This is a genomic window from uncultured Massilia sp. (assembly GCF_913773735.1).
Lineage (GTDB): Bacteria > Pseudomonadota > Gammaproteobacteria > Burkholderiales > Burkholderiaceae_D > Telluria.
This window is the reverse complement of sequence record NZ_CAJYEB010000018.1, coordinates 43,400-67,668: the sequence shown is the minus strand read 5'-3', so window position 1 is coordinate 67,668 and position 24,269 is coordinate 43,400. Positions and strand designations below refer to the sequence as shown.

Genomic DNA, 24,269 nt, shown 5'->3' with positions numbered 1-24,269 from the left:
AACGCGTTATCCGGCCCGGGGCGGGCCGCGCGGCTGGAACGGGCAGTCGGCCAGCAGGCAGATGCCCGGCGTGGCCGGCAGGGACGGGACGGCGTAGGCCAGCGCGATGGGGACGAACTGGCGCGTGGTGGCGGGCAGCGCGAAGGCGATCTGGGCGCTGGCCTGGCACTGGCCGCACAGGTCGTGCAATGCCGGCTTGGCGGGCTTGCCGCCGTCGTCGGACGCCGCGGCGCGCTGCGCCTGGGCGATGCGCTCGCCGACCTCGTTCCAGTGCGTATAGCCGTGCGCCACCGAGAACTGCTGCGAAACGAGCAGCAGCAGCGACAGCAATACGTGGATCAGGCTACGGGGCATGGAGCGGGTGATGGGCAGCGCCGATGGGGGCAAGCGCGTATTCTACGCATGACGCTGGGAATCTGACAATGGCACTTTGGTATGCATGCCGGGCATGGCCGCAAAAAAGCCGGCGCTCGGCCGGCTCTCCTGTCGTTCCGGAAGTGCAGGGTGGGGCGCCGGCTCAGTCGCGGTTGCCGAAGCCGATGCCCAGCAGCTGCAGCAGGGCGGTGAAGATGTTGTAGATGTTCAGGTAGATCGACAGCGTGGCGCTGATGTAGTTGGTTTCGCCGCCGCGCACGATGCGCTGCACGTCGAACAGCAGCCAGGCCGAGAAGATACCCACGATCATCACCAGCAGGGCCAGGTGCAGGGCCGGGATCTGCAGGAACATATTGGCCACCATGGCCAGCAGCACCACGATGGTACCGGCGAACAGCCAGCTGCCCATGCCCGAGAAGTCGCGCTTGGAGACGGTGGCGATGGTGGCCATGACGGCGAACACGGCCGCGGTGCCGCCGAACGCGCCCATCAGCAGCGTGCCGCCGTTGGAAAAGCCCAGCGTGTGGCGCAGCAGCGGGGTCAGCATCAGGCCCATGAAGAACGTGAAGCCGAGCAGCACCGGGATGCCGGCCGCCGAGTTCTTGGTCTTCTCGATGGCGAAGATGAAACCGAACGCGATCGCGAAGAACAGCAGCATGCCCATGGCGCCGGTGAAGGCGGGCATGTGGAACTGGATGCCGACGAAGGCGCCCAGCACGGTCGGTACCATCGACAGCGCGAGCAGCCAGTAGGTGTTGCGCATGACGCGGTTGCGCGAGGCCTGGATGGCCGAGGTATCGTAGGTTTTCTGCAGGCTGGGGATCATGGTGCCCTCCGTAGTGTGAAAAATGCCGTTCACCCCCAATATAGGGGAAAAATCCTTTGAATCAACAGTCGGCATGGCTTTTTAAGCATCGCCTAAGCCGGCGCCGTCAAGCTGTCGCTCCGTCCCATGGTCGCTCATTGGCGGCGCAGGCGGCGCAGGCGGTGCGGACGTGGCAAGCGGGCGCGCCGGACAGGATATTGACATCATGACTGTAACACTTCGGCCGGCGGCGGTGCAATATCGGTGGACGCGTCGATCTGTGCTAAAATCGAGGGTTGATTGAGTCAACTTCTCGATTTAAACCTTTCTTTTTATTGGAGTTTTACATGGCAATCGAACGCACCCTGTCGATCATCAAACCTGACGCCGTCGCCAAGAACGTGATCGGCCAAATCTACAGCCGCTTCGAAGGCGCCGGCCTGAAGATCGTCGCTGCCCGCATGGCACAGCTGTCGCGCGCCGAAGCCGAAGGCTTCTACGCGGTCCACAAGGAGCGTCCGTTCTTCGGCGCCCTGGTCGACTTCATGGTCTCGGGCCCGGTCATGATCCAGGTGCTGGAAGGCGAAGGCGCGATTGCCAAGAACCGCGAACTGATGGGCGCGACCGATCCGAAGAAGGCCGACGCCGGCACCATCCGCGCCGACTTCGCCGACTCGATCGACGCCAACGCCGTGCACGGTTCGGACGCTGCCGAAACCGCCGCCGTCGAAATCGCCTACTACTTCCCGGCGCTGAACGTCTACTCGCGTTAATTTTTTTCGTTGACCCGGCTCACGCTGCGTTAACATACGTCGTATCCCCGCTCGCTCGTGTCTGCCTGCCGCTGTGCGGCAGGCCCCGGCGGGCGGGATTTATTTTGGAAGGTTCAGGAATCATTATGGCAACTCTCACCAACCTGCTGGACTTTGATCCCGCGCAACTCGTGGCTTATTGCGCCGAGTTGGGGGAGAAGCCGTTCCGGGCCAAGCAATTGCAGCGCTGGATCCACCAGTTCGGGGTCGCGAACTTCGACGACATGACCGACCTGGCCAAGTCGCTGCGCGAAAAACTCAAGACCCGCGCCGAGGTCCGCGCCCCGGCGATCATCAGCGACCACACCTCGTCCGACGGCACCCGCAAATGGCTGGTCGACGTGGGCAACGGCAACGCCGTCGAGACCGTGTTCATCCCGGAAGAGACGCGCGGCACGCTGTGCATTTCCACCCAGGCCGGCTGCGCCGTCAACTGCCGCTTCTGCTCGACCGGCAAGCAGGGCTTCAACCGCAACCTCACCGTGGCCGAGATCATCGGCCAGCTGTGGATGGCCGAGTTCGAGCTGCGCAAGACGAAAGGCATCGAAGGCGGCCCGAAGGGCGAGCGCCAGATCACCAACGTCGTCATGATGGGCATGGGCGAGCCGCTGCTGAACTTCGAGCCGACCGTCACCGCCCTCAAGCTGATGCTCGACGATAACGCGTACGGCCTGTCGCGCCGCCGCGTGACCCTGTCGACCTCGGGCGTGGTGCCGATGATGGACAAGCTGAGCCAGGAATGCCCGGTGGCGCTGGCCGTGTCGGTGCACGCGTCGAACGATCCGCTGCGCGACGGCCTGGTGCCGCTGAACAAGAAATACCCGCTGCGCGAGCTGATGGCAGCCTGCAAGCGCTACCTCGCATTCGCGCCGCGCGACTTCATCACCTTCGAGTACTGCATGCTCGACGGCGTCAACGACAGCGACGAGCATGCGCGCGAGCTGATCGCGCTGGTCAACGACCCGGAAGTGGGCGTGAACTGCAAGTTCAACCTGATCCCGTTCAACCCGTTCCCGGAATCGGGCCTGCTGCGCTCGAAGAACCCGCGCATCAAGGCGTTCGCCCAGGTGCTGATGGATGCCGGCATCGTGACCACCATCCGCAAGACGCGCGGCGACGACATCGACGCCGCCTGCGGCCAGCTGGCCGGCGAGGTCAAGGACCGCACCCGCGTCAACGAGCGCATGAGCAAGATGGCGGAATACCAGCAGAAATTCGGCGCCAACTTCGGCAAGATCGTGGAGATCGCGTCCTGATGACGGGGCTGGCCGGACGTCTCGCCCCCTGCGCGCTGCTGCTCGCCCTCCTGTCGGCCTGTGCCGGCAGCGGCGAGGGCCCCGTGCGGGAACTGAAGACGGCGTCCGACCAGACCGCCGCGGAAAAGCGTGCCCGGATCCGCCTGGAGCTGGCCGTCGGCTACTTCCAGGACCACAAGTACGACATCGCGCTGGACGAGGTCAAGCAGGCGATCGCCGCCGACCCCGACTATGCCGACGCCTACGGGGTGCGCGCGCTGGTCTACTCCGCGATGGGCGAGACCGCGCTGGCCGACGAGAACTTCCGGCACGCGCTGCGCCTGGCGCCGCGCAATCCGGACCTGGCCAACAACTACGGGCTGTTCCTGTGCGATGCCGGCAACCGGCCGCAGGACGCCATGGCGTATTTCGAGAGCGCGCTGCAGAATCCGGCGTACACGTCTCCGTCCAAGGCCATGGTCAACGCGGGCAACTGTGCCCTGAAGCTCAGGAACGTCGACGCGGCCGAGCGCTACCTGCTCGATGCGCTGCGTTACGATCCCGACCTGCCGGCCGTCAGCGCCGGGCTGGCGCGGGTGTATTTCGAGCGGCGCGACTATACCCGCGCCGGGTTTTTCATCAACCGCCTGACGGAGGCAGCGAAGCTCGATGCGCTGCCGGCCGACGTGTTGTGGCTGGCCATCCGGGTCAAGCGCATGCTGGGAGACCGCACCATGGAAGCGTCCATGGCCGCCCAGCTGCGCAAGCGTTTCCCCGGCTCGCCCGAATACGCGGCGTTCGAGCGCGGTGCATTTTAAGCGAGTGAGACAACGACAATGAGTTCCGAGCGTGCAGATCAGCCGGCGACGCCCGACAACCCGAACAAGATTCCTGGCCAGACCCTGGCCGCCCAGCGCGAAGCGATGGGCTGGTCGGTCGAGCAGGTCGCCGACCAGCTGAAGCTGGCGGTGCGCCAGGTGGTGGCGCTGGAAGCGGGCGACTACGCTTCGCTGCCCAGCCCGGCGGTAACGCGCGGCTTCGTGCGTGCCTACGCCAAGCTGATGAAACTGGATCCGGCCCCGCTGGTGGCCCAGATCGAGATGGAATCGCCGGCCCCGGCCGACACCAGCGCGGCCACGGCCGCACGGCGTCCGGCCCCGGCGTCGTTCTCCGAATCGAAATTCCCCAGCCACGGCAAGCGCTCGTCGCTGCCGCTGGGCTGGATCGCCGGCGCCGTGGTCGTCGTCGCGGCCGCCGCGGCGGCCTGGCAGTTCGGCCTGGTGCCGCTCGGCCAGCATGCCGACGGCAATACCGTGGCCGCGCCGGGTACCCCGGCCGTCACGACCGGCGTACCCGATGGCCACGCCGTCGAAACCCTGCAGAACCCGTCCGTGCCGCTGATCTCGGTGCCGGGCGCGTCCGCGACCGACGCCGCGCCGGCGGCCGCCCCGACGACTGCGGCGGCGGGCACGGCGGCCACCGCGGCGCCGGGTCCGGTCGTCAACGTGCCGTCGACCACGGCCGCCGGCGCGCCGCCGGCGACGGCCCCGGTCGCGCCGGCCAATCCGGCCGCGACGCTGGGTAATGCCCCGGTCGCCCCGGTCGCCGCCGCGCCGGCCGCGGCCGCCCCCGTGCCGGCGTCCGGCGCGAACGCGCTGGTGCTGAACGTGCGCGAGGATTCGTGGATCGAAGTACGGCCGGCCAAGGGCGGCGCGGCGCTGATCTCGCGCCTGGTCAAGGGCGGCAGCACCGAGACCGTCAACGTCGACCAGCCGGTGCGCGTCGTCGTCGGCAACCCGACCGGCGTGACGGCCACGCTGCGCGGCGCCAACGTGGCGCTGCCGCCGGTGCCGGGCAAGACGCTGGCGCGCGTGAATCTCCAATAAGCTGAACCGGAACGGAAACAAGGCACCATGACTTTTTCGAACATGTCCGTCGATCCCATCGCCTCGGGCCCGCTGGCGCGCCGGCCGAGCCGCGGCGTGGTCGTGCGCCACGGCGCGCACGCGGTGACGATCGGGGGCGACGCGCCGGTGGTCGTGCAGTCGATGACGAATACCGACACGGCCGACGCCATCGGCACCGCCATCCAGGTCAAGGAGCTGGCGCGCGCCGGCTCCGAGATCGTGCGCATCACGGTCAACACCCCGGAAGCGGCGGCCGCCGTGCCGGCCATCCGCGAACAGCTCGACCGCATGGGCGTGGACGTGCCGCTGGTCGGCGACTTCCACTACAACGGCCACCTGCTGCTGCGCGACTATCCCGAGTGCGCGCAGGCGCTGTCGAAGTACCGCATCAATCCCGGCAACGTGGGCAAGGGCGCCAAGCGCGACAGCCAGTTCGCCCAGATGATCGAGACCGCGATCCGCTACGACAAGCCGGTGCGCATCGGCGTCAACTGGGGCAGCCTGGACCAGGCGCTGCTGGCCCGCATCATGGACGAGAACGCCGCGCGCGCCCAGCCGTGGAGCGCCCAGGCCGTGATGTACGAAGCCCTGATCACGTCGGCGATCGAGAACGCCCAGCGCGCCGAGGAAATCGGCCTGGCGCGCGAGAAGATCGTCCTGTCGTGCAAGGTGTCGGGCGTGCAGGACCTGATCGCCGTGTACCGCGAGCTGGGCAAGCGCTGCGACTACGCGCTGCACCTGGGCCTGACCGAGGCGGGCATGGGCAGCAAGGGCATCGTCGCCTCGACGGCCGCGCTGTCGGTGCTGCTGCAGGAAGGCATCGGCGACACGATCCGCATCTCGCTCACGCCGGAACCGGGCGGCGACCGCACGAAGGAAGTCGTGGTCGGCCAGGAGATCCTCCAGACCATGGGCCTGCGCAAGTTCACCCCGATGGTGATCGCCTGCCCGGGCTGCGGCCGCACCACGTCGACCGTGTTCCAGGAACTGGCCGACGACATCCAGACCTTCCTGCGCGAGCAGATGCCGACCTGGAAGCAGGAATATCCGGGCGTGGAGGCGATGAACGTGGCCGTGATGGGCTGCATCGTCAACGGTCCGGGCGAATCGAAGCACGCCAACATCGGCATTTCGCTGCCGGGCACGGGCGAGTCGCCGGCGGCCCCGGTCTTTGTGGATGGCGAAAAGGTCGCTACACTGCGCGGTGAGCGGATCGTGGATGAGTTCAAGACGATCGTGCTGGATTACGTGCAGAAAAATTACGGCCGCGAGGCCACGGTATCGTGACGCAATGGTGGGCACGTTTCATTTGAGGCCTTTTGGCCTCAAATGCCCGCCCTACGAGATTATCACCATAACGTAGGGTGGGCACCCCGTGCCCACCACGCGTTGCAAGGCAAATTGACATGTCCGACAAAAAAGAAAAGATTGTTGCCATCAAAGGCATGAACGACATCCTCCCGGCCGACGCGCCGCTGTGGGAACTGTTCGAGAACACCGCGGAGTCGGTCCTCAAGAGCTACGGCTACCAGAAGATCGTCACCCCGATCGTCGAGGAAACCGGCCTCTTCGCGCGCGCCATCGGCGCCGTCACCGACATCGTCGAGAAGGAAATGTATTCCTTCACCGATTCGATGAACGGCGACCTGCTCACGCTGCGTCCGGAAGGCACGGCCGGCGTCGTGCGCGCCGTGGTCGAGCACAACCTCGCCTACGACGGCCCGAAGCGCCTGTGGTACAAGGGGCCGATGTTCCGCCACGAGCGTCCGCAGCGCGGCCGCTACCGCCAGTTCTTCCAGTTCGGCGCCGAAGCCATCGGCTTCTCGGGCCCGGACATCGATGCCGAGCTGATCATGCTGTGCCGCCGCCTGTGGGACGACCTGGGCCTGGACGGCATCCGCCTGGAACTGAACTCGATCGGCAATGCCGACGAGCGCCAGCGCCACCGCGCCGACCTGATCGCCTATTTCGAGGCGAACGCCGACGTGCTGGACGCCGAGGCCAAGCGCCGCCTGCACGCCAACCCGCTGCGCATCCTCGATACCAAGAACCCGGCGATGCAGGACCTGGTGAACGCCGCGCCGCAGCTGCTGTCCTACCTGGGCGAGGAATCGCTGGCGCACTTCGATGGCCTGAAGGCCATCCTGGACGCCAACAACGTCCAGTACACCGTCAACCCGCGCCTGGTGCGCGGCCTGGACTACTACAACCGCACCGTGTTCGAGTGGGTCACCGATGCGCTGGGCGCGCAGGGCACCGTCTGCGCCGGCGGCCGCTACGATCCGCTGATCGAGACCTTCGGCGGCAAGCCGACGCCGGGCATCGGCTTCGCGATGGGCATCGAGCGCCTGGTCGAGCTGATGAAGGCGCAGGGCGAGCCGGCCGAGCCGGCCCAGTGCGACGTCTACATGGTGCACCAGGGCGAGCAAGCGCGCCTGCGCGCCTTCATCCTGGCCGAGCGCATCCGCGACGCCGGCCTGGACGTGGTCCTGCACTGCGCCACCCCGGCCGGCGCCGGCAGCTTCAAGAGCCAGATGAAGAAGGCCGACGGCTCGGGCGCCGCCTTCGCCGTCATCATCGGCGAGGACGAAGTGAGCAACGGCGTCGTCGCCGTCAAGTCGCTGCGCGAAGCCGAAGGACAGCAGGAGAGCGTGGCCTTCGACGCCGCCGTCGACTACCTGGTCGACCAGATCGTGGGCGGGCACGACCACGATCACGACCACGACCACGTGCACTACCACCCGTAATCCGCCGCCGCGGCCCCATCCATCCAACAGACAAGAACGACAATGGCATACGATCTCGAAGAACAGGAACAGATAGCCAACTTCAAGGCCTTCTGGAGCCGTTTCGGCAACCTGATCACCTGGGTACTGATCATCGCGCTGGCCGGCTACGCCGGCTGGAATTTCTGGGGCTCGCACCAGGCCAAGCAGTCGGCCGAGGCCTCCGGCCTGTACGACAGCCTGGTCGAGGCCGCGCAGGCCAGCGACAACGCCAAGGTGCAGCGCATCGCCGCCGACGTCGAGGGCAAGTTCGGCGCGACCGCCTACGCCCAGATGGCCGCGCTGGCCGCCGCCAAGTCGGCGTTCGACGCCAACGACCTCAAGACCGCCAAGGCGCAGCTGCAATGGGTGGTCGACCACGGCAACGACGAGTACAAGTCGGTGGCGCGCCTGCGCCTGTCCGGCGTGCTGCTCGACGAGAAGGCCTACGACCAGGCGCTGGCCGTGCTGAACGCCGCGTTCCTGCCGCAGTTCGCCGCCGAGGTGCAGGACCGCAAGGGCGACGTGCTGGTCGCCCAGAACAAGACGGCCGAGGCGCGCGCCGCCTACCAGGCGGCGCTGGACAAGATGGACAAGAACCATCCGGGCCGCCAGATCACCCAGGTCAAGCTCGATGCGATCGGCGGCGCCCCGGCGCCGGCGGCCAGCGTCAAGCCGGCATAAGCACACACCGTCGCTCCGGCCAGGGCGGCCGGCCGGGGCCGGGGCGACGGATGAGGGCATGGGCTCCCGCCAAGGCGGGAGCGTAGTATTTTCAAGAACAAGGTAAAAAAGAACATGCGCATTTCCCGCAAGCTCGTTGGTGTCGGTGTCCTTGCCCTGATGACGGGCTGCTCCACCTTGAATTCGCTGAACCCGTTCGCCTCCAAGCCGAAGGGCAACCAGCCCGCGCCGCTGGTCGACCTGAAGGGGTCGATGGCCGTGCGCACCGCCTGGAAGCTGGACGTCGGCAAGTCGCAGCACTACCAGTTCACGCCGGCGCTGGCCGGCAATACCGTGGTCGTCGCCGGCGGCGGCGGCGAGATCGTGCGCGCCGAGGCCGAGAGCGGCCGCCAGCTGTGGCGCGTGAAGGCCGGCATGGACCTGACCGCCGGCGTCGGCACCGACGGCAACGTGATCGCCGTCGGCGGCGCCAAGGGCATGCTGCTGGCCTTCGACATGGACGGCAAGCCGCTGTGGAAGGCCCAGCTGTCGAGCGAGATCCTGTCGGCGCCGGCCGTCGGCCAGGGCATCGTGGTCGCGCGCACCATCGACAACCGCATCGTCGGCTACGACGCCGCCTCGGGCCAGAAGAAGTGGACCGTGCAGCGCGCCGCGCCGCCGTTGACCCTGCGCCTGGCGCCGGGCATGGTCGTGCACGACAAGGACGTGATCATCGCCCAGCCGGGCGGCAAGCTGCTGTCGCTGCTGCTGGCGACCGGCGCGCCGCGCTGGGAGATCGAAGTGGGCGTCGCCCGCGGCGCGACCGAGCTGGAACGCGTGACCGACATCGGCGGCGCGCCGGTCATCATCGACGGCGACGTCTGCGCGGTGTCCTACCAGGGCCGCGCCGGCTGCTTCGACCTGCTGACCGGCAGTGCGCGCTGGACCCGCGACACCTCGTCGGAAGTCGGCGTGGCCGTCGACCAGCGCTTCGTGTTCGTCCCGGACGACAAGGGCGCGCTGTCGGCCTACGCCCGCGACACCGGCACCAGCGCCTGGAAGAACGACAAGCTGGCCTTCCGCCGCCTGTCCACGCCGGTGTCGTACGGCCGCGCCGTCGCCGTCGGCGACTACCAGGGCTACGTGCATTTCCTGTCGCGCGAGGACGGTGCCTTCCTGGCCCGCGCCGCGACCGACGGCAGCGCCATCGTGGCGAGCCCGCTGGTGGCGGGATCGCACCTGATTTTTCAAACACAAAACGGAACAGTGACCGCCATCGCGGTCGAATGATATTTCAATGAAGCCGGTAATCGCACTCGTAGGTCGCCCGAACGTCGGGAAGTCGACCCTTTTCAATCGCATGACCCGCTCGCGCGACGCGCTCGTGGCGGATCTGCCGGGCCTGACACGTGACCGTCACTACGGCGAGGGCCGGATGGGCGAACGCCCCTTCCTGGTCATCGATACCGGCGGCTTCGAGCCGGTGGCCAAGGAAGGCATCATGCACGAGATGGCGCTGCAGACGCGCCAGGCCGTGGCGGAAGCCGACGTGGTCATGTTCATCGTCGACGGCCGCCAGGGCCTGACGCCGCACGACAAGACCATCACCGACTTCCTGCGCAAGTCGGGCCGCAAGGTCATGCTGGTGGTGAACAAGAGCGAGGGCATGAAGTACACCTCGGTCACCGCCGAGTTCTATGAACTGGGCATGGGCGACCCGTACGTGATCTCGGCCGCCCACGGCGACGGCACGCTCGATCTCGTCAACGAGGCGATCGACCAGGCGCTGCAGGCGCGTCCCGAGGAAGAGGAAGAGCTGGCGCCGGCCGACCACGGCGTCAAGATCGCGCTGGTGGGCCGCCCCAACGTGGGCAAGTCCACGCTGATCAACACGCTGGTCGGCGAGCAGCGCGTGATCGCCTTCGACATGCCGGGCACCACGCGCGATTCGATCGAAGTGCCGTTCGAGAAGGGCGGCCGCCACTACACGCTGATCGACACCGCCGGCATCCGCCGCCGCGGCAAGGTGTTCGAGGCGATCGAGAAGTTCTCGGTCGTCAAGACCCTGCAATCGGTCTCGGAAGCCAACGTGGTCGTGCTGATGCTCGACGCCCAGCAGGACATCTCGGAGCAGGACGCGCACATCGCCGGCTTCATCCTGGAAACCGGCCGCGCGCTGGTGATCGCGGTGAACAAGTGGGACGGCCTGACCAGCGACCAGCGCGACCAGGTCAAGAACGACATGGACCGCAAGCTCGACTTCCTGGGCTTCGCCGAGACCAAGTTCATCTCGGCGCTGAAGGGCACCGGCATCAACCACCTGATGAAGTCGATCGACACGGCCTACGCCGCGGCCACCGCCAAGCTGTCGACGCCGCGCCTGACGCGCGCGCTGCAGGAAGCGGTCGAGAAGCAGGAGCCCAAGCGCAAGGGCGGCACCCGTCCGAAAATGCGCTATGCCCACCAGGGCGGCCAGAATCCGCCGATCATCGTCATCCACGGCAATGCGCTCGACGGCGTCACCGAGCCGTACAAGCGCTACCTGGAAAAGCACTTCCGCGACACCTTCAACCTGGTCGGCACGCCGCTGCGGATCGAGCTGCGCAGCGGGAAGAATCCCTTCGCCAAGGACGAGTAGGGTGGACGGGTTCCCCGTCCACGCGTCCAGGCGGCGCACGCCGGTCGCGCAAGTGCCATCCACGCGCAGGCTGACCGCGCAATGGCCGCGCATGCGCCGCCTGGACGCGTGGACGGCAACGCCGTCCACCCTGCGTACCCGAAATCGCGGGTCGGTTTAAGCCAAACCTAACCATAGCAGTACGACAAAAAACACCAAAACAGGTTACAGTAGCCTGCGGCCGACATTCACAACGTGAGAATGTTGGCGCACCCACTTGAAAACCGGCATCCCGCCACAATTTTTATACGACAACAACATCACGGAGCTGTTATGAGCAACAAAGGGCAATTGTTACAAGACCCATTCCTGAACGCCTTGCGCAAGGAACACGTACCCGTCTCGATCTATCTGGTCAACGGGATCAAGCTCCAGGGACACATCGAGTCCTTCGACCAGTACGTAGTCCTGCTGCGTAACACGGTCACCCAGATGGTCTACAAGCACGCTATCTCCACCGTCGTCCCGGCACGCGCCGTCAACCTCAACCTTGAGCAAGACGCCGAGTGAGGTCGATGGCTGACGCCTCCGTCATGCGCGCGGCATTGGTCGGTATCGACTTCGGCACTGGCGACTTCAAGGCCAGCCTGGAAGAACTGGCGCTGCTGGCGCGCTCCGCGGGAGCGACGCCGGCCGCCACCATCACCGCCAAGCGCAACAGTCCCGATCCCGCCTATTTCGTCGGCAGCGGCAAGGCCGACGAGATCGCCCAGGCATGCCTGGCCGACAAGATCGACATCGTCATCTTCAACCACGCCCTGTCGCCCGCCCAGCAGCGCAACCTCGAGCGCCGCCTGGGCGTGCGCGTGGTCGACCGCACCAGCCTGATCCTCGACATCTTCGCCCAGCGCGCCCAGAGCCACGAGGGCAAGCTGCAGGTCGAACTGGCCCAGCTGCAGCACCTGGCCACCCGCCTGATCCGCGGCTGGACCCACCTGGAGCGCCAGAAGGGCGGTATCGGCCTGCGCGGTCCCGGCGAAACCCAGCTCGAGACCGACCGCCGCCTGATCGGCGAGCGCGTCAAGATGCTGCGCGCGCGCCTGTCCAAGCTGCGCAAGCAGCACGAGACCCAGCGCCGCTCGCGCGGCCGCAACAAGACTTTCTCCGTATCGCTGGTCGGCTACACCAACGCCGGCAAGTCGACGCTGTTCAATACGCTCACCAAGGCCGGCGTCTACGTGGCGAACCAGCTGTTCGCGACGCTCGACACCACCTCGCGCCGGGTCTACCTGGGCGAGGAGGTCGGCAACGTGGTCGTGTCCGATACCGTCGGTTTCGTGCGCGAACTGCCGCACCAGCTGGTGGCCGCGTTCCGCGCCACGCTCGAGGAAACCATCCACGCCGACCTGCTGCTGCACGTCGTCGACGGCGCCTCGCCGGTGCGCATGGAGCAGATCGAGCAGGTCAACGAGGTGCTGCGCGAGATCGGCGCCGACCACGTGCCGCAGATCCTGGTCTGGAACAAGATCGACGCGGCCGGCCTGGAGCCGGGCGTGGAACGTGATGAATATGGCAAGATCAGCCGCGTCTTCATCAGCGCCCATACCGGCGCCGGACTCGACCTGCTGCGCGACGCCATCGTCGAGGCGGCCAGCGCCGGCCCCGCGCCCGCGGACGAACCGGAGTTCGACCCGCGCGGCCTCGACATCGCGCTCGATGCGCCTCCCGGCCAGGCCGCCCATCCGGCGATCCAGCCGGGTGACGAGATGTCCGCACTATCCCGACCACACTAGCCTATGCTCGTATCCCTGATCAGACGTCTTGGCGCCGGGCTGTCGTCCGGCCGGCGCCGGGTTTCCCCGGGCACGCCCCCGCGTACCCGGCTTTCCGTGCTCGCGGCCGGCGTCAAGCTGTCGCTGAACGACCCGCGCTGGGGCCACAAGCCCGAGGGCGAGCGCAAGGCCCAGGAAGGCCGCCGCCCGAACAACCAGAACAACAACGACGGCCCGCCCGACCTCGACCAGCTGTGGCGCGACTTCAACCAGCGCCTGAACCGCCTGCTCGGCAACAAGCGCGGCAATGGCGGCGGCGACGGCTTCCGTCCCGATGCGCGCGGCGCCGGCCTGACCGTGACCGTGGTGGGCGCCATCGCCGCCCTGATCTGGCTCGCCAGCGGCGCCTTCATCGTGCAGGAAGGGCAGGTCGGCATCGTCACCACCTTCGGCAAGCTGTCGCACACGACGCAGCCCGGTTTCAACTGGCGCTGGCCGGCCCCGTTCCAGGCCCACGAGACCGTCAACGTCGCCCAGGTGCAGACCACCGAGATCGGCTACCGCGCCAACGTGCGCAACAAGCAGCCGAACGAGGCGCTGATGCTGACCGCCGACGAGAACCTCGTCGACGTCCAGTTCTCCGTGCAGTACAAGATCACCAACCCGGTCGCCTGGGTGTTCAACAACCGCGACCAGGTCGAGACCGTGCGCGACGCCGCCGAGACGGTGGTGCGCGAACTGGTCGGCAAGGCGAAGATGGACGCCGTGCTGGCCGAGGGCCGCGAACCGCTGGCCGCCGAGGCGCGCCGCGGCATCCAGCAGATCGCCAACAGCTACGGCCTGGGCGCCGAGATCGTCGGCGTGACCATGCAGTCGGTGCAGCCGCCCGACCAGGTGGCGCCGGCCTTCGACGAGATCGCCAAGGCGCAGGAAGAGCGCGCCCGCGTGCGCGCCGAGGCGCAGGCCTATGCCGACGACATCATCCCGAAGGCGAAGACCCGCGCCGCCGACATGCTCGAAGGCGCCGAGTCCTACCGCGCCGAGGTCGAGAACCGCGCCACCGGCGTGGCCGCGCGCTTCGACCGGATCCTGGCCGAGTACGCCAAGGCGCCGCAGGTCACGCGCGACCGCATGTACATGGACACGATGCAGCAGATCTATTCCAGCACCAGCAAGATCCTGATCGACGCCAAGACCGGCACCAACCAGCTCTACCTGCCGCTCGACAAGATGCTGTCGCAGTCGACCGCCAACGAGGCGGCGATCGGCAGCAAGTCCGGTCCGGTGATGGCGCAGCCGCAGGGCCAGCAGCAGGCGGCACAGCAGGCGCAACCGGCGCAGCAGGGGCAGCCGACCGCGGCGGCCCAGCCGGCGCCACAACAGCAGCCGCAGCCGCAGCAGGCGCAACCGCAGCAGGAGGCCGCGCCGGCCCAGCCGCAGCACCGCGACCTGCGCAGCCGCGAGCATTCGCGCGAACGGGAGAGCCGCTGATGAGCCGTGTGATAACGAGTCTGGTCGCGCTGGTCGTGGCCGTGGTGCTGGCGTCCTCGTCGATGTTCGTGGTCGACCAGCACCGCTACGCCGTCGTCTACGCGATGGGCGAACTGCGCGAGACGATCAAGGAGCCGGGCCTGTACTTCAAGCTGCCGGCGCCGCTGCAGAACGTGGTCTGGCTCGACAAGCGCCTGCAGACGCTGGACACCCCGGACGGCGAGCGCTACGCGACCGCCGAGAAGAAGGAATTGCTGGTCGACGCCTTCGTCAAGTGGAAGATCGTCGATCCGCGCCGCTACCTGGTCGAGACCAATGCCGGCGCCGAGCGTGCCGGCGCCGAGCGCGGCGGCGAGAAGATGACGCAGATCGTGCGCACCGCGCTGGCGGCGGAAACCGCCACCCGCAGCGTGGCCGACGTGGTGTCGGGCCAGCGCGGCGCGCTGGGCGCGGCGGTGCGCGAGCGCGTGGCCAAGGAAGCGCGCGTGCTGGGCGTGGAAGTCGTCGACGTGCGCCTCAAGCGCATCGACTTCCCGGACCAGGTGAGCGCGGCGGTGATCGAACGCATGAAGGCCGAGCGCATGCGCGTGGCCAATGAGGTGCGCGCGGGCGCCGCGGCCGAGGGCCAGCAGATCCGCGGCGATGCCGAACGCCAGCGCGCGACCATCCTGGCCGAGGCGCAGCGCGACGCCGAGACCATCCGCGGCGACGGCGACGCGAAGGCGTCGCAGATCTACGCGGCCTCGTTCGGCAAGAACCCCGAGTTCTACCGCTTCTATCGCTCGATGGAAGCGTACAAGGCCACCTTCAAGGGCAAGAGCGACATCCTGGTGCTGGATGCGAACTCCGAGTTCTTCAAGTATTTCAAGGGGCCGGGCGCCGGGAAATGACCGGTGTGGCGCGCGGGGGCGGAGTCCGGTGTCGCTTTTCAAGGACTCTGCCCCGGTTTTCGCCGCAAACCTGTCCTGTTCCCGTGCATCCGTTGTCGCTATTTCCCCAATTTCCCGTGGGACATCGACAACGTTATCATTCGCTCCAGACATCTTGACTGCCAACCGAGCCCGGTTTTCGGTTAAAATCGTCGATTCGGCGCAAGGAACGCGTGCAAAGCCGCGCTCGATGTTGCCCGACATTTAATAACTCCCTATCGCTTTGCCCATGCCTACCTGGCTTCTGCCCGAGAATATCGCCGACGTCTTGCCGTCCGAAGCGCGCAAGATCGAAGAGCTGCGCCGCCTCATGCTCGACACGTTCCGTACCTATGGCTACGAACTTGTGATGCCGCCCATGCTCGAATACGTCGACTCGCTGCTGGCCGGGGCGGGGCAGGATACCGACAGCAAGACCTTCAAGCTGGTCGACTCGATGAGCGGCCGCCTGCTCGGCCTGCGCGCCGACATGACCACCCAGGTCGCCCGCATCGACGCCCACCTGCTCAACCGCGACACGGTGACGCGCCTGTGCTATTGCGGCAGCGTGCTGCACACGCAGCCGTCCGGCCTGCACGCCACCCGCGAGCCGCTGCAGATCGGCGCCGAGATCTACGGCCATGCCGGCCTCGAGGCCGACGCCGAGATCCAGGAACTGGCGCTCGCCTCGCTGCGCCTGGCCGGCTTCGACGAGCCGCGCCTGGACCTGTCCCACGTCGGCGTGCTGCGCGCGCTGCTGGACGACGACCTGCTGGCCAAGCGCGACGAGCAGCTGCTGTACGGGCTGCTGCGCTCGAAGGACATCCCGGGCCTGGAGGAAGCCACGCGCGACTACGCGCCGGCCACCCGCGACGCCCTGCTGGCGCTGCCGAACCTGTACGGCGACATCGAGGTGCTGGCCTGGGCCAAGGAATTGCTGCCGGCAATGCCCGGCATCACGCGCGCGCTGGCCGAACTCGCCGCGCTGGCGGCGTCGGCCATCGGCCGCGCGAAGATCGCGATCGACCTGGCCGACCTGCGCGGCTACCAGTACGAGAGCGGCGCGATGTTCGCGCTGTACGTGCCGGGCCTGCCGAACGCGGTGGCGCGCGGCGGGCGCTACGACCACGTCGGCGAAGCCTTCGGCCGCGCGCGTCCGGCGACCGGCTTCTCGCTCGACCTGCGCGAACTGGCGCGGCTGCTGCCGGTCGCCGAGCGCAAGCACTCCATTCGTGCGCCGTGGGGCAACACGCCCGAACTGCGCGAGAAAATCGCCGAATTGCGCAAGGCCGGCGAAGTGGTGATCCAGTCCATGCCGGGTCACGACAATGTACAGGATGAGTTCGAGTGCGACCGCGTGCTCGTCCTCGAACAAGGAAATTGGATTCTCAAAAACTTAGGTTAAGTGATGTCAAATACTGCTAAGAACGTCGTTGTCATCGGCACCCAATGGGGCGATGAGGGCAAGGGTAAGATCGTCGACTGGCTGACCGACCACGCCGCCGGCGTGGTGCGTTTCCAGGGCGGCCACAACGCCGGCCACACGCTGGTCATCAAGGGCCAGAAAACCGCGCTGCAACTGATCCCGTCGGGCATCATGCGCGAAGGCGTGGCCTGCTACATCGGCAACGGCGTCGTCGTCTCGGTGCCGGACGTGATGCGCGAGATCGACAAGCTGCAGGCCGCCGGCGTCGAAGTCGCCTCGCGCCTGAAGATCTCCGAGGCCTGCCCGGTCATCCTGCCGTACCACGTCGCCATCGACAAGGCCCGCGAAGCCAAGCGCGGCGAGAACAAGATCGGCACGACCGGCAAGGGCATCGGCCCGGCCTACGAAGACAAGGTCGCGCGCCGCGCGATCCGCATCGCCGACATGCTCAACGAGACCCGCTTCGCCGAGAAGCTGCGCGAGAACCTGGACTACCACAACTTCGTGCTGACCGGCTACCTGGGCGCCGAAGCGATCGACTTCCAGCAGACCTTCGACGACGCGATGGCCCTGGTCCCGCGCCTGCGTCCGATGGTCGGCGACGTCTCCTCGAGCCTGTACGCCGCGCACAAGGCCGGCGGCAACCTGCTGTTCGAAGGCGCGCAGGGCTCGCTGCTCGACGTCGACCACGGCACCTACCCGTTCGTCACCTCGTCGAACTGCGTGGCCGGCAATGCCGCCGCCGGTTCGGGCGTCGGTCCGGGCATGCTGCACTACATCATGGGCATCACCAAGGCCTACACCACCCGCGTGGGTTCGGGCCCGTTCCCGTCGGAACTGCCGACCGACGCCGGCGTGGGCGAGCACCTGTCGCGCGTGGGCCACGAGTTCGGCACCGTGACGGGCCGCGCCCGCCGCTGCGGCTGGTTCGACGCCGCGCTGCTGCGCCGCTCGGTGCAGATCAACGGCGTGTCGGGCATGTGCCTGACCAAGCTGGACGTGCTGGACGGCATCGAGTCGCTCAAGCTCTGCACCGGCTACCAGATCGACGGCCGCGCCGTGGACATCTTCCCGGTCGGCGCCGAGGAAGCGGCGGCCTGCGTGCCGGTGTACGAGGAAATGCCGGGCTGGAAGGAAAGCACCGTCGGCGCCAAGTCGATGGACGAGCTGCCGGCCAACGCCCGCGCCTACATCAAGCGCATCGAAGAACTGGTCGGCATCCCGGTGGACATGGTGTCGACCGGCCCGGACCGCGAAGAAACCATCGTGCTGCGCCATCCGTTCGCGGCATAAGAGAACAAGAGGGATTACTGAACGATGAATACTCCTGCATCGACCGACAAGGACCTGTGGGTTTCCTGGGATGACTACAATCGCCTGGTCGAGCGCCTGGCGCTGAAGGTCTACGAATCGAACTGGAAGTTCGACATGGTGCTGTGCCTGGCGCGCGGCGGCGTGCGTCCGGGCGACGTCATCTCGCGCATCTTCGACGTGCCGCTGGCGATCCTGTCGACCAGCTCCTACCGCGAGGAAGCGGGCACCAAGCAGGGCAACCTGGACATCGCCAAGTACATGACGATGACCAAGGGTCCGCTGGCCGGCCGCATCCTGCTGGTCGACGACCTGGCCGATTCCGGCGTCACGCTGGCCAAGGTGCGCGAGCACCTGCAGGCGAACTACCCGGACGTCACCGAAGTGCGCTCGGCCGTCATCTGGGTCAAGGGCACCTCGTCGTTCGTGCCGGACTACCACATGGACGACCTGCCGCACAACCCGTGGATCCACCAGCCGTTCGAGGACTACGACGGCCTGCGTCCGCACCAGCTGTCGGCTTGGCTGAAGAAGTTCGAGCAGAAGTGAGCGCGCGGCCCGCGGGCCGCCCGATGAAAAATGGCGCCGCGAGGCGCCATTTTTTTTGCTTGCGGGCGCGGCGTCCCGCGCGGGACGACCGGCCCGGGTTACTTGGCTTGCGCCTGCAGGTAGCGCACCACCGCCTTGAGCGCCGCCTCGTCCTCGATCCCCGAGAACGGCATGCGGTTGCCCGGCACGGCCTGCTGGGGATCGCGCAGGAACGCGGTCAGGCTGGCCTCGTCCCAGACGATGTTGCTGCGCTTGAGCGGGCCGGAATAGCGGAAGCCCTCGACGGTGCCGGCCTTGCGGCCGACGATGGCGTGCAGCGACGGGCCGGTGCCGTTGTCGCCTTCCTTGAACGAATGGCAGGCGGCGCAGGTCTCGAAGGTCTTGCGGCCGACCTCGTCGGCGGGTTGCGCGTGGGCGGTACCGGCCGCGAGGGCCAGCGCGAGAACGAACTTATGCATCGATGAGTTTTCCAGGGTGCTTGACGTAGGTGGTCTTGATGGCGTCGGCCGCCATGTAGGCGATGGCGCCGACGGGACCGGTCGGGTTGTAGGCCGAGTTGTGCGGGAACAGCGAGGCGCCCATGATGAACAGGTTGTCGACGTCCCACACCTGGCCGTACTTGTTGGTCACCGAGTTGCCCGGGTTGGTGCCCATGATGGTGCCGCCGGTGTTGTGGGTGCTCTGGTAGACCGTGGCGTTCCACGATTCGCGCGCGCTGGCCTTGTTCAGCCGTGTCGGGCGCATGGCCTCGGCGATCCGGTTGATGACCTCGGCCGAATGCGCGGACAGCTTCTTCTCGTTGTCCTTGTAGTCGAAGGTCATGCGCATCAGCGGCGCGCCGAGGCGGTTGCGGTAGGTCGGGTCCAGGTCGAGGTAGTTGCCGCGGTTCGGCATCACGCTGCCGGCGGCCACGATGTTCATCGTGCGGTCGTACCACTTGGCCGTCTCTTCCTTCCACTTGCTGCCCCAGCCCGGCGTGCCGGCCGGCACCGGATGCCACTGGATCGGGCGGCCGCCGTACATCGCGGTGCCGATGATCGAGCCGCCGACGAAGCCGAACGGCGCGCGGTCGAACTGCCAGTTGGCGTGGAAGTCGTCGATCAGCATGCTGCTGCCGCCGGTCGCCATGTAGGGGTGGAACTGCTGGTCCTCGAAGAACAGCAGGGCGCCGGCGCCGGTCTGGTAACAGTAGTTCTTGCCGATCAGGCCCTTGCCGCTGGCCGGGTCGTAGGGCTGGCCGATGCCCGAGGTCAGCATCAGGTGCACGTTGTTCAGGCCGAACGCGCACAGCACCACGATGCGGCCCGGCTGGAACGCTTCCTCGCCGGTGATGGTATCGGTGTAGGTGACGCCGGTGGCTTTCCTGCCGGACGCGTCGCGCTCGATCTTCGTGACCCAGGCATTGGTGCGCAGCGTGAAGGTCGGCTGGCGCAGCGCGGCCGGGATCACCGTCATGTGGGCGCCGCCCTTGGCGTTGGCCTCGCAGCCGAAGCGCTCGCAATGGCCGCAGTACTGGCACTCGCCGAACTTGGCGCCGTCCGGGTTGGTGTAGGCGCGCGAGGCGCAGGCGGTCGGGCGCGGGAACGGGTGGTAGCCGAGACCCTTCGCCGTGGCCGCGAACAGGTCGCCGGCGTGGCCGTTGTCGATCGGCGGCAGCGGGTAGTCGCCGCTGCGCGGCGCCTCGAACGGATTGCCCCCCGCGACCCGCTTGCCCTTCAGGTTGCCGGCCTGGCCGGAAATGCCCGCGGTCTTCTCGAACTTGTCGTAGTACTTTTCCAGTTCCGCATAGGTGACGCCCCAGTCCTGGATCGTCATGTCGGCCGGGATGTAGCCCTTGCCGTAGCGCTGCTCGTAGCGCGAGCGGATCTGGAAATCGTCGTCGGTCCAGCGCCAGGTGTGGCCGTTCCAGTGGGTGCTGGCGCCGCCCACGCCGGTGCCGACCAGGTAGGAACCCAGGCGGCGGTAGGGCAGGGCGGTCTGCTTGCCGTCGTTGCGGATCGTCTCGGTATGGTCGACGGGATTGACCATCATCGAGAAACGCTGGCCCACCGCCAGTTCGTCGCGCATGCGCGGCACGGTGAAATCGTCGGCCGCGTTCTGCGGGCCGCCGCGCTCCAGGCACACCACGGTCATGCCGGCCTCGGCGAATTCCTTGGCCAGGATGCCGCCGGTCCAGCCGGCGCCGACCAGCACCACATCCACTTCCTTCATTGTCTTCATGGTTCGCTTTCGTCAGCTGAGGTCGGCAATGCCGAGGGGAGCAGGCCGGTACGGCTTGTTGCGGAATTTCACGATATTGAGCTTGTTGGTCGTGTTCACGCCCGGGTAGCCGATCAGCTTCCAGCCCATCTTGTCGCGGTTGCCGCCGTAGATCGGGTCGGCGAACATGCCTTCGTAGAACATCTGCAGCAACTGCGCGAAATACGTCTTCGCCGGCACGCCGTTCGGCAATGCGATCTTGCCGGCCTGCAGGTCCTTCAGCACCTGTTCGCGGGTGTCGGCCGGCAGGGCGTCGAAGCTTTTCTGGTAGGTCGCCTGCAGGTAGGCGGCCACGCCCTCGGTGCCGGCGCGAAACAGCGCGGCGGGCGTCATGCCGAGCTGGTAGCCCTGGTTGGCGCTGCCCTGGCGGAACGGGCCCTGCAGGTAGAGCCGGTCGCCCTGGCCCCAGTTGCCGCCGAGCGCACGGTCGAAATACGTGTTGAGGCCCAGGTCGACGCCGTTGGGGCCGAGGCCGTCGGCCGGGCACATGTGGTTGACGAGGGCTTCGACGAAGACCTGTTCGGCGGGACGCAGCCAGGTGTAGCCGGCGGGCGGGGCATCGGGCGCCGCCGCCGGCACGGCTGGCACCGGCGGCGTGGCGGGCGCGGGCTGGGCGCGAGCGGCGAGCGGTACGGCGGCGGCGGCCCCGGCCAGGGACTTCAGCAGGAAATCCCGCCGCGGGCCGGATTGGGTGGAATCGGTCATGTGCTTTCCATGTCGTGGATTGAAGGAATGTGCGGCCTCGGCGTGCGCCGTCCGTCTCGTTATTTAATTCCCTAATGAAACTTTCTTCCAGGAATTATATCTGCGATTTATGTGGGTGGCATGACGGTGTTGTATTAAGGACGCAATCGACAAAGTTAATTTGCCTACGGGAAACATCAAACTATACTGCTGCAATTACGCAAAATCAGAATTTCCATTCGGTACCCCGGAGTCATCATCGTGTTCATGAAGAATTTCAATATCGGCAAGAAAATCGGCCTGGTTTTTTTGCTCATCCTGCTGTTCGCCATCGTCATTACGGGCATCGGTTTGTTCCAGCTAAATAAAATGACCCATTCGACGCGGGAATTGATGAGCGTTCCGCTCGCCAAGGAACGGCTCGTCTCGGACTGGTATCGCACGATCTACGGCGGCTCGCGCCGCACGCTGGCGATCGCGAAAAGCAGCGACAACGGCCTGGTCCAGTTCTTCGCCGAGGACTCGGCCAAGGGCTCGAAGGAGGCGGGCGAACTGCTCAAGCAGGTCGGCACGCTGCTGACGTCGCCGCAGGAAGCGCAGCTGCTCAAGCAGATCTCGGATGCGCGCGACTACTACAACAAGCAGAAGGCGGCGCTCACCAAGGCCAAGGAAGCGGGCGACAACGAGACGGCCGGCCGCATCATGGACGAGAAGTTCGTCCCGGCCTCGAACCAGTACCAGGGCCTGCTGCGCGACCTGGTCGACATGCAGCGCAAGGCGATCGACAAGGAAGCCGGACGGATCGAGGAAGCGGCGGCGATGAGCCTGCGCCTGCAGGGCGTACTGACGGCGCTGCTGGTGCTGTTCGTCGCCGGCGCCGGCCTGCTGCTGAGCCGTAGCATCGTCGCCCCGCTGCGCGAGGCGATCGACATCGCGCGCCGCGTCTCGAAGGGCGACCTGACCGCCGACATCGTCGTCACCGGCCGCGACGAGGCCGGCCAGCTGCTCGAAGCGCTGCGCGACATGAACGACGAGTTGCGCGACCTGGTCACGCGCGTCATCCAGGGCGCCGGCCAGATCGCAGGCGCCGCCGACGAGATCGCCTCCGGCAATACCGAACTGTCGTCGCGCACCGAGCAGCAGGCCAGCTCGCTGGAAGAAACGGCGTCGTCGATGGAAGAACTGACCTCGACCGTCAAGCAGACCTCGGACAATGCGCGCCAGGCCAACCAGCTGGCCGGCTCGGCCAGCGACGTGGCGGCGCGCGGCGGCAACGTGGTCGGCAAGGTGATCGACACGATGGGCGCGATCGACGCGTCGTCGAAGAAGATCGTCGACATCATCAGCGTCATCGACGGCATCGCGTTCCAGACCAATATCCTGGCGCTGAACGCCGCCGTCGAGGCGGCGCGCGCCGGCGAGCAGGGCCGCGGCTTCGCGGTCGTCGCGGGCGAGGTGCGCAACCTGGCGCAGCGCTCGGCCGCCGCGGCCAAGGAAATCAAGGTCCTGATCGACGCCTCGGTGTCGAACGTCGAGGCGGGCAGCACGCTGGTCGGCCAGGCCGGCACGACGATGCAGGAAATCGTCGAGAGCATCCGCCGCGTGGCCGACATCATGGGCGAGATCAGCGCCGCCACCCGCGAGCAGACGCTGGGCATCGAACAGATCAACGAGGCGATCAGCCAGATGGACCAGACCACGCAGCAGAACGCCTCGCTGGTCGAGGAAGCCGCCGCCGCGTCGGAGACGATGCAGCGCCAGGCCGCGGACCTGAGCGGGGCCGTGCGCGTGTTCAAGCTGAAGGACGCGCCGCCGGCCGTGGCCGCGCGGACGGCGGCGCCGGCGCCGGCGCGCAAGGCGCTGCCGGCGGTGCGCGGCGCGCGTGCGCGCACGGAACCGGTGGCGGCGCAGGAGGCCTGGGAAACCTTCTGAGCGGCAGGCGGCGCCCGCCCGCCGCCGGACCTCGCCGCCGGGATGGTGGATCGGTTAAGATTGCTGGTTAGAACAGCCCAACCGCGATCCCACGGCGAGAATCCATGACCCAGAGCTTTTTTCAGACCTTCATCCTGCTGCTGCTCGTTACCGACCCGTTCGGCAACGTCCCCCTGTTCGTCGCCGCCCTGAAGGAAACCGCGCCGGCCCGGCGCCCGCGCATCGTGATCCGCGAGTGCGCGATCGCCTTCCTGCTGCTGCTGCTGTTCATGTTCTTCGGGCGCCACTTCCTGAACGCCCTGCAGCTCACCGACATCTCGCTGCGCATCGGCGGCAGCGTGATCCTGCTGCTGATCGCGATCCGCATGATCTTCCCGCACCCGGACGGCGTGCTGGGACGCAGCGAGCACGGCGAACCGTTCATCGTGCCGCTGGCGATCCCCGCGCTGGCCGGCCCGTCGGCGCTGGCGACGGTGCTGCTGTTCACCTCGCAGAACGTCGAGGAGGTGATGGTGCACGTGGCCGCGCTGGCCGCCGTGGGCATCGTCTGGCTGGCCGTGTTCCTCGGCGCCGAACGCCTGCTGAAGGTGCTCGGCCCGCAGGTCATGACCGCCTTCGAGCGGCTGATGGGCCTGATCCTGACCGCGATGTCGATCGAGATGCTGCTGGGCGGCGTGCGCGCGTTCGTCAAGACCCTGTAGCGTCCCGGGCCGGCGGCGGCGCCCCTCGCCGCCGCTTATCGCCGTGCGCGTCCCGAA

The 24,269-nt window shown here is 67.2% G+C and carries 23 protein-coding genes; 18 read left to right on the top strand and 5 right to left on the bottom strand.

The features are described from left to right. Positions 1-6 precede the first annotated feature (6 nt). On the bottom strand, positions 7-354 hold the full coding sequence (locus QZ749_RS07370) for a hypothetical protein (RefSeq protein ID WP_296945162.1): 348 nt from the start codon (positions 352-354) through the stop codon (positions 7-9). 163 nt (positions 355-517) lie between these two features. Further along, positions 518-1,201 carry a Bax inhibitor-1/YccA family protein gene (locus tag QZ749_RS07365; RefSeq protein WP_296945161.1) on the bottom strand — a complete coding sequence of 228 codons (684 nt, stop codon included), beginning with the start codon at positions 1,199-1,201 and terminating at the stop codon, positions 518-520. A 326-nt stretch (positions 1,202-1,527) separates the two neighbouring features. Between QZ749_RS07365 and ndk the strand changes: the two genes are divergently transcribed. The 16 genes from ndk (at position 1,528) to QZ749_RS07285 (ending at position 18,636) form a co-directional block, all read left to right on the top strand. After that, the gene (ndk, locus tag QZ749_RS07360) at positions 1,528-1,953 is read left to right on the top strand and encodes a nucleoside-diphosphate kinase (RefSeq protein WP_296945159.1); all 426 of its coding nucleotides are present in this window, start codon (positions 1,528-1,530) and stop codon (positions 1,951-1,953) included. A gap of 122 nt (positions 1,954-2,075) precedes the next feature. Continuing rightward, positions 2,076-3,248 (top strand): 23S rRNA (adenine(2503)-C(2))-methyltransferase RlmN, encoded by a 1,173-nt coding sequence (rlmN, locus tag QZ749_RS07355; RefSeq protein WP_296945274.1) that lies wholly within the window; start codon positions 2,076-2,078, stop codon positions 3,246-3,248. Beyond that, entirely contained in the window at positions 3,248-4,045 is a 798-nt protein-coding gene (gene pilW / locus QZ749_RS07350; RefSeq protein ID WP_296945157.1) for a type IV pilus biogenesis/stability protein PilW, read from the top strand. The genes rlmN and pilW overlap by 1 nt, the downstream gene beginning before the upstream one ends. 18 nt (positions 4,046-4,063) lie before the next feature. Then, positions 4,064-5,113: a helix-turn-helix domain-containing protein gene (locus tag QZ749_RS07345; protein WP_296945156.1), complete on the top strand. Its 1,050-nt coding sequence runs from the start codon at positions 4,064-4,066 to the stop codon at positions 5,111-5,113. A gap of 42 nt (positions 5,114-5,155) precedes the next feature. Further along, positions 5,156-6,421 carry a flavodoxin-dependent (E)-4-hydroxy-3-methylbut-2-enyl-diphosphate synthase gene (ispG, locus tag QZ749_RS07340; RefSeq protein WP_296945272.1) on the top strand — a complete coding sequence of 422 codons (1,266 nt, stop codon included), beginning with the start codon at positions 5,156-5,158 and terminating at the stop codon, positions 6,419-6,421. A gap of 119 nt (positions 6,422-6,540) precedes the next feature. Next, entirely contained in the window at positions 6,541-7,881 is a 1,341-nt protein-coding gene (gene hisS, locus QZ749_RS07335) for a histidine--tRNA ligase (RefSeq protein WP_296945152.1), read from the top strand. Positions 7,882-7,923: 42 nt separating this feature from the next. Next, positions 7,924-8,583 carry a tetratricopeptide repeat protein gene (locus QZ749_RS07330; RefSeq protein WP_296945149.1) on the top strand — a complete coding sequence of 220 codons (660 nt, stop codon included), beginning with the start codon at positions 7,924-7,926 and terminating at the stop codon, positions 8,581-8,583. 114 nt (positions 8,584-8,697) lie between these two features. Then, the gene (gene bamB, locus QZ749_RS07325) at positions 8,698-9,852 is read left to right on the top strand and encodes an outer membrane protein assembly factor BamB (RefSeq protein ID WP_296945146.1); all 1,155 of its coding nucleotides are present in this window, start codon (positions 8,698-8,700) and stop codon (positions 9,850-9,852) included. Positions 9,853-9,859: 7 nt separating this feature from the next. Next, the gene (gene der / locus QZ749_RS07320) at positions 9,860-11,200 is read left to right on the top strand and encodes a ribosome biogenesis GTPase Der (RefSeq protein WP_296945143.1); all 1,341 of its coding nucleotides are present in this window, start codon (positions 9,860-9,862) and stop codon (positions 11,198-11,200) included. A 312-nt stretch (positions 11,201-11,512) separates the two neighbouring features. Next, positions 11,513-11,749: an RNA chaperone Hfq gene (hfq, locus tag QZ749_RS07315; RefSeq protein ID WP_036168820.1), complete on the top strand. Its 237-nt coding sequence runs from the start codon at positions 11,513-11,515 to the stop codon at positions 11,747-11,749. 23 nt (positions 11,750-11,772) lie between these two features. Then, positions 11,773-12,972 (top strand): GTPase HflX, encoded by a 1,200-nt coding sequence (gene hflX, locus QZ749_RS07310; RefSeq protein WP_296945271.1) that lies wholly within the window; start codon positions 11,773-11,775, stop codon positions 12,970-12,972. Between the two features lie 96 nt (positions 12,973-13,068). Beyond that, positions 13,069-14,442: an FtsH protease activity modulator HflK gene (gene hflK / locus QZ749_RS07305; protein WP_296945133.1), complete on the top strand. Its 1,374-nt coding sequence runs from the start codon at positions 13,069-13,071 to the stop codon at positions 14,440-14,442. Further along, entirely contained in the window at positions 14,442-15,332 is an 891-nt protein-coding gene (hflC, locus tag QZ749_RS07300) for a protease modulator HflC (protein ID WP_296945131.1), read from the top strand. The genes hflK and hflC overlap by 1 nt, the downstream gene beginning before the upstream one ends. A 268-nt stretch (positions 15,333-15,600) precedes the next feature. Next, positions 15,601-16,755, top strand: a complete 1,155-nt coding sequence (locus tag QZ749_RS07295) for an ATP phosphoribosyltransferase regulatory subunit (RefSeq protein WP_296945128.1) — start codon at positions 15,601-15,603, stop codon at positions 16,753-16,755. A gap of 3 nt (positions 16,756-16,758) precedes the next feature. Further along, positions 16,759-18,069: an adenylosuccinate synthase gene (locus QZ749_RS07290; RefSeq protein ID WP_296945125.1), complete on the top strand. Its 1,311-nt coding sequence runs from the start codon at positions 16,759-16,761 to the stop codon at positions 18,067-18,069. Positions 18,070-18,093: 24 nt separating this feature from the next. After that, positions 18,094-18,636 (top strand): phosphoribosyltransferase, encoded by a 543-nt coding sequence (locus tag QZ749_RS07285; protein ID WP_296945122.1) that lies wholly within the window; start codon positions 18,094-18,096, stop codon positions 18,634-18,636. A 98-nt stretch (positions 18,637-18,734) separates the two neighbouring features. Here QZ749_RS07285 and QZ749_RS07280 read toward each other — a convergent pair whose 3' ends face one another. From QZ749_RS07280 to QZ749_RS07270, 3 genes are read right to left on the bottom strand one after another with little or no spacing between them, the layout of a single operon-like run. Further along, on the bottom strand, positions 18,735-19,094 hold the full coding sequence (locus QZ749_RS07280) for a cytochrome c family protein (protein WP_296945120.1): 360 nt from the start codon (positions 19,092-19,094) through the stop codon (positions 18,735-18,737). Continuing rightward, positions 19,087-20,856 carry a GMC family oxidoreductase gene (locus tag QZ749_RS07275; RefSeq protein WP_296945118.1) on the bottom strand — a complete coding sequence of 590 codons (1,770 nt, stop codon included), beginning with the start codon at positions 20,854-20,856 and terminating at the stop codon, positions 19,087-19,089. Before QZ749_RS07275 ends, QZ749_RS07280 begins: the two co-directional genes overlap by 8 nt. 12 nt (positions 20,857-20,868) lie before the next feature. After that, positions 20,869-21,600 carry a gluconate 2-dehydrogenase subunit 3 family protein gene (locus tag QZ749_RS07270; protein WP_296945116.1) on the bottom strand — a complete coding sequence of 244 codons (732 nt, stop codon included), beginning with the start codon at positions 21,598-21,600 and terminating at the stop codon, positions 20,869-20,871. 246 nt (positions 21,601-21,846) lie between these two features. On the opposite strand from QZ749_RS07270, the gene QZ749_RS07265 reads away from it, so the two are divergent. Beyond that, positions 21,847-23,511: a methyl-accepting chemotaxis protein gene (locus QZ749_RS07265; protein ID WP_296945113.1), complete on the top strand. Its 1,665-nt coding sequence runs from the start codon at positions 21,847-21,849 to the stop codon at positions 23,509-23,511. A gap of 104 nt (positions 23,512-23,615) precedes the next feature. Next, positions 23,616-24,212, top strand: coding sequence for a MarC family protein (locus tag QZ749_RS07260; RefSeq protein WP_296945111.1), 597 nt, complete (start codon positions 23,616-23,618; stop codon positions 24,210-24,212). Positions 24,213-24,269 lie beyond the last annotated feature (57 nt).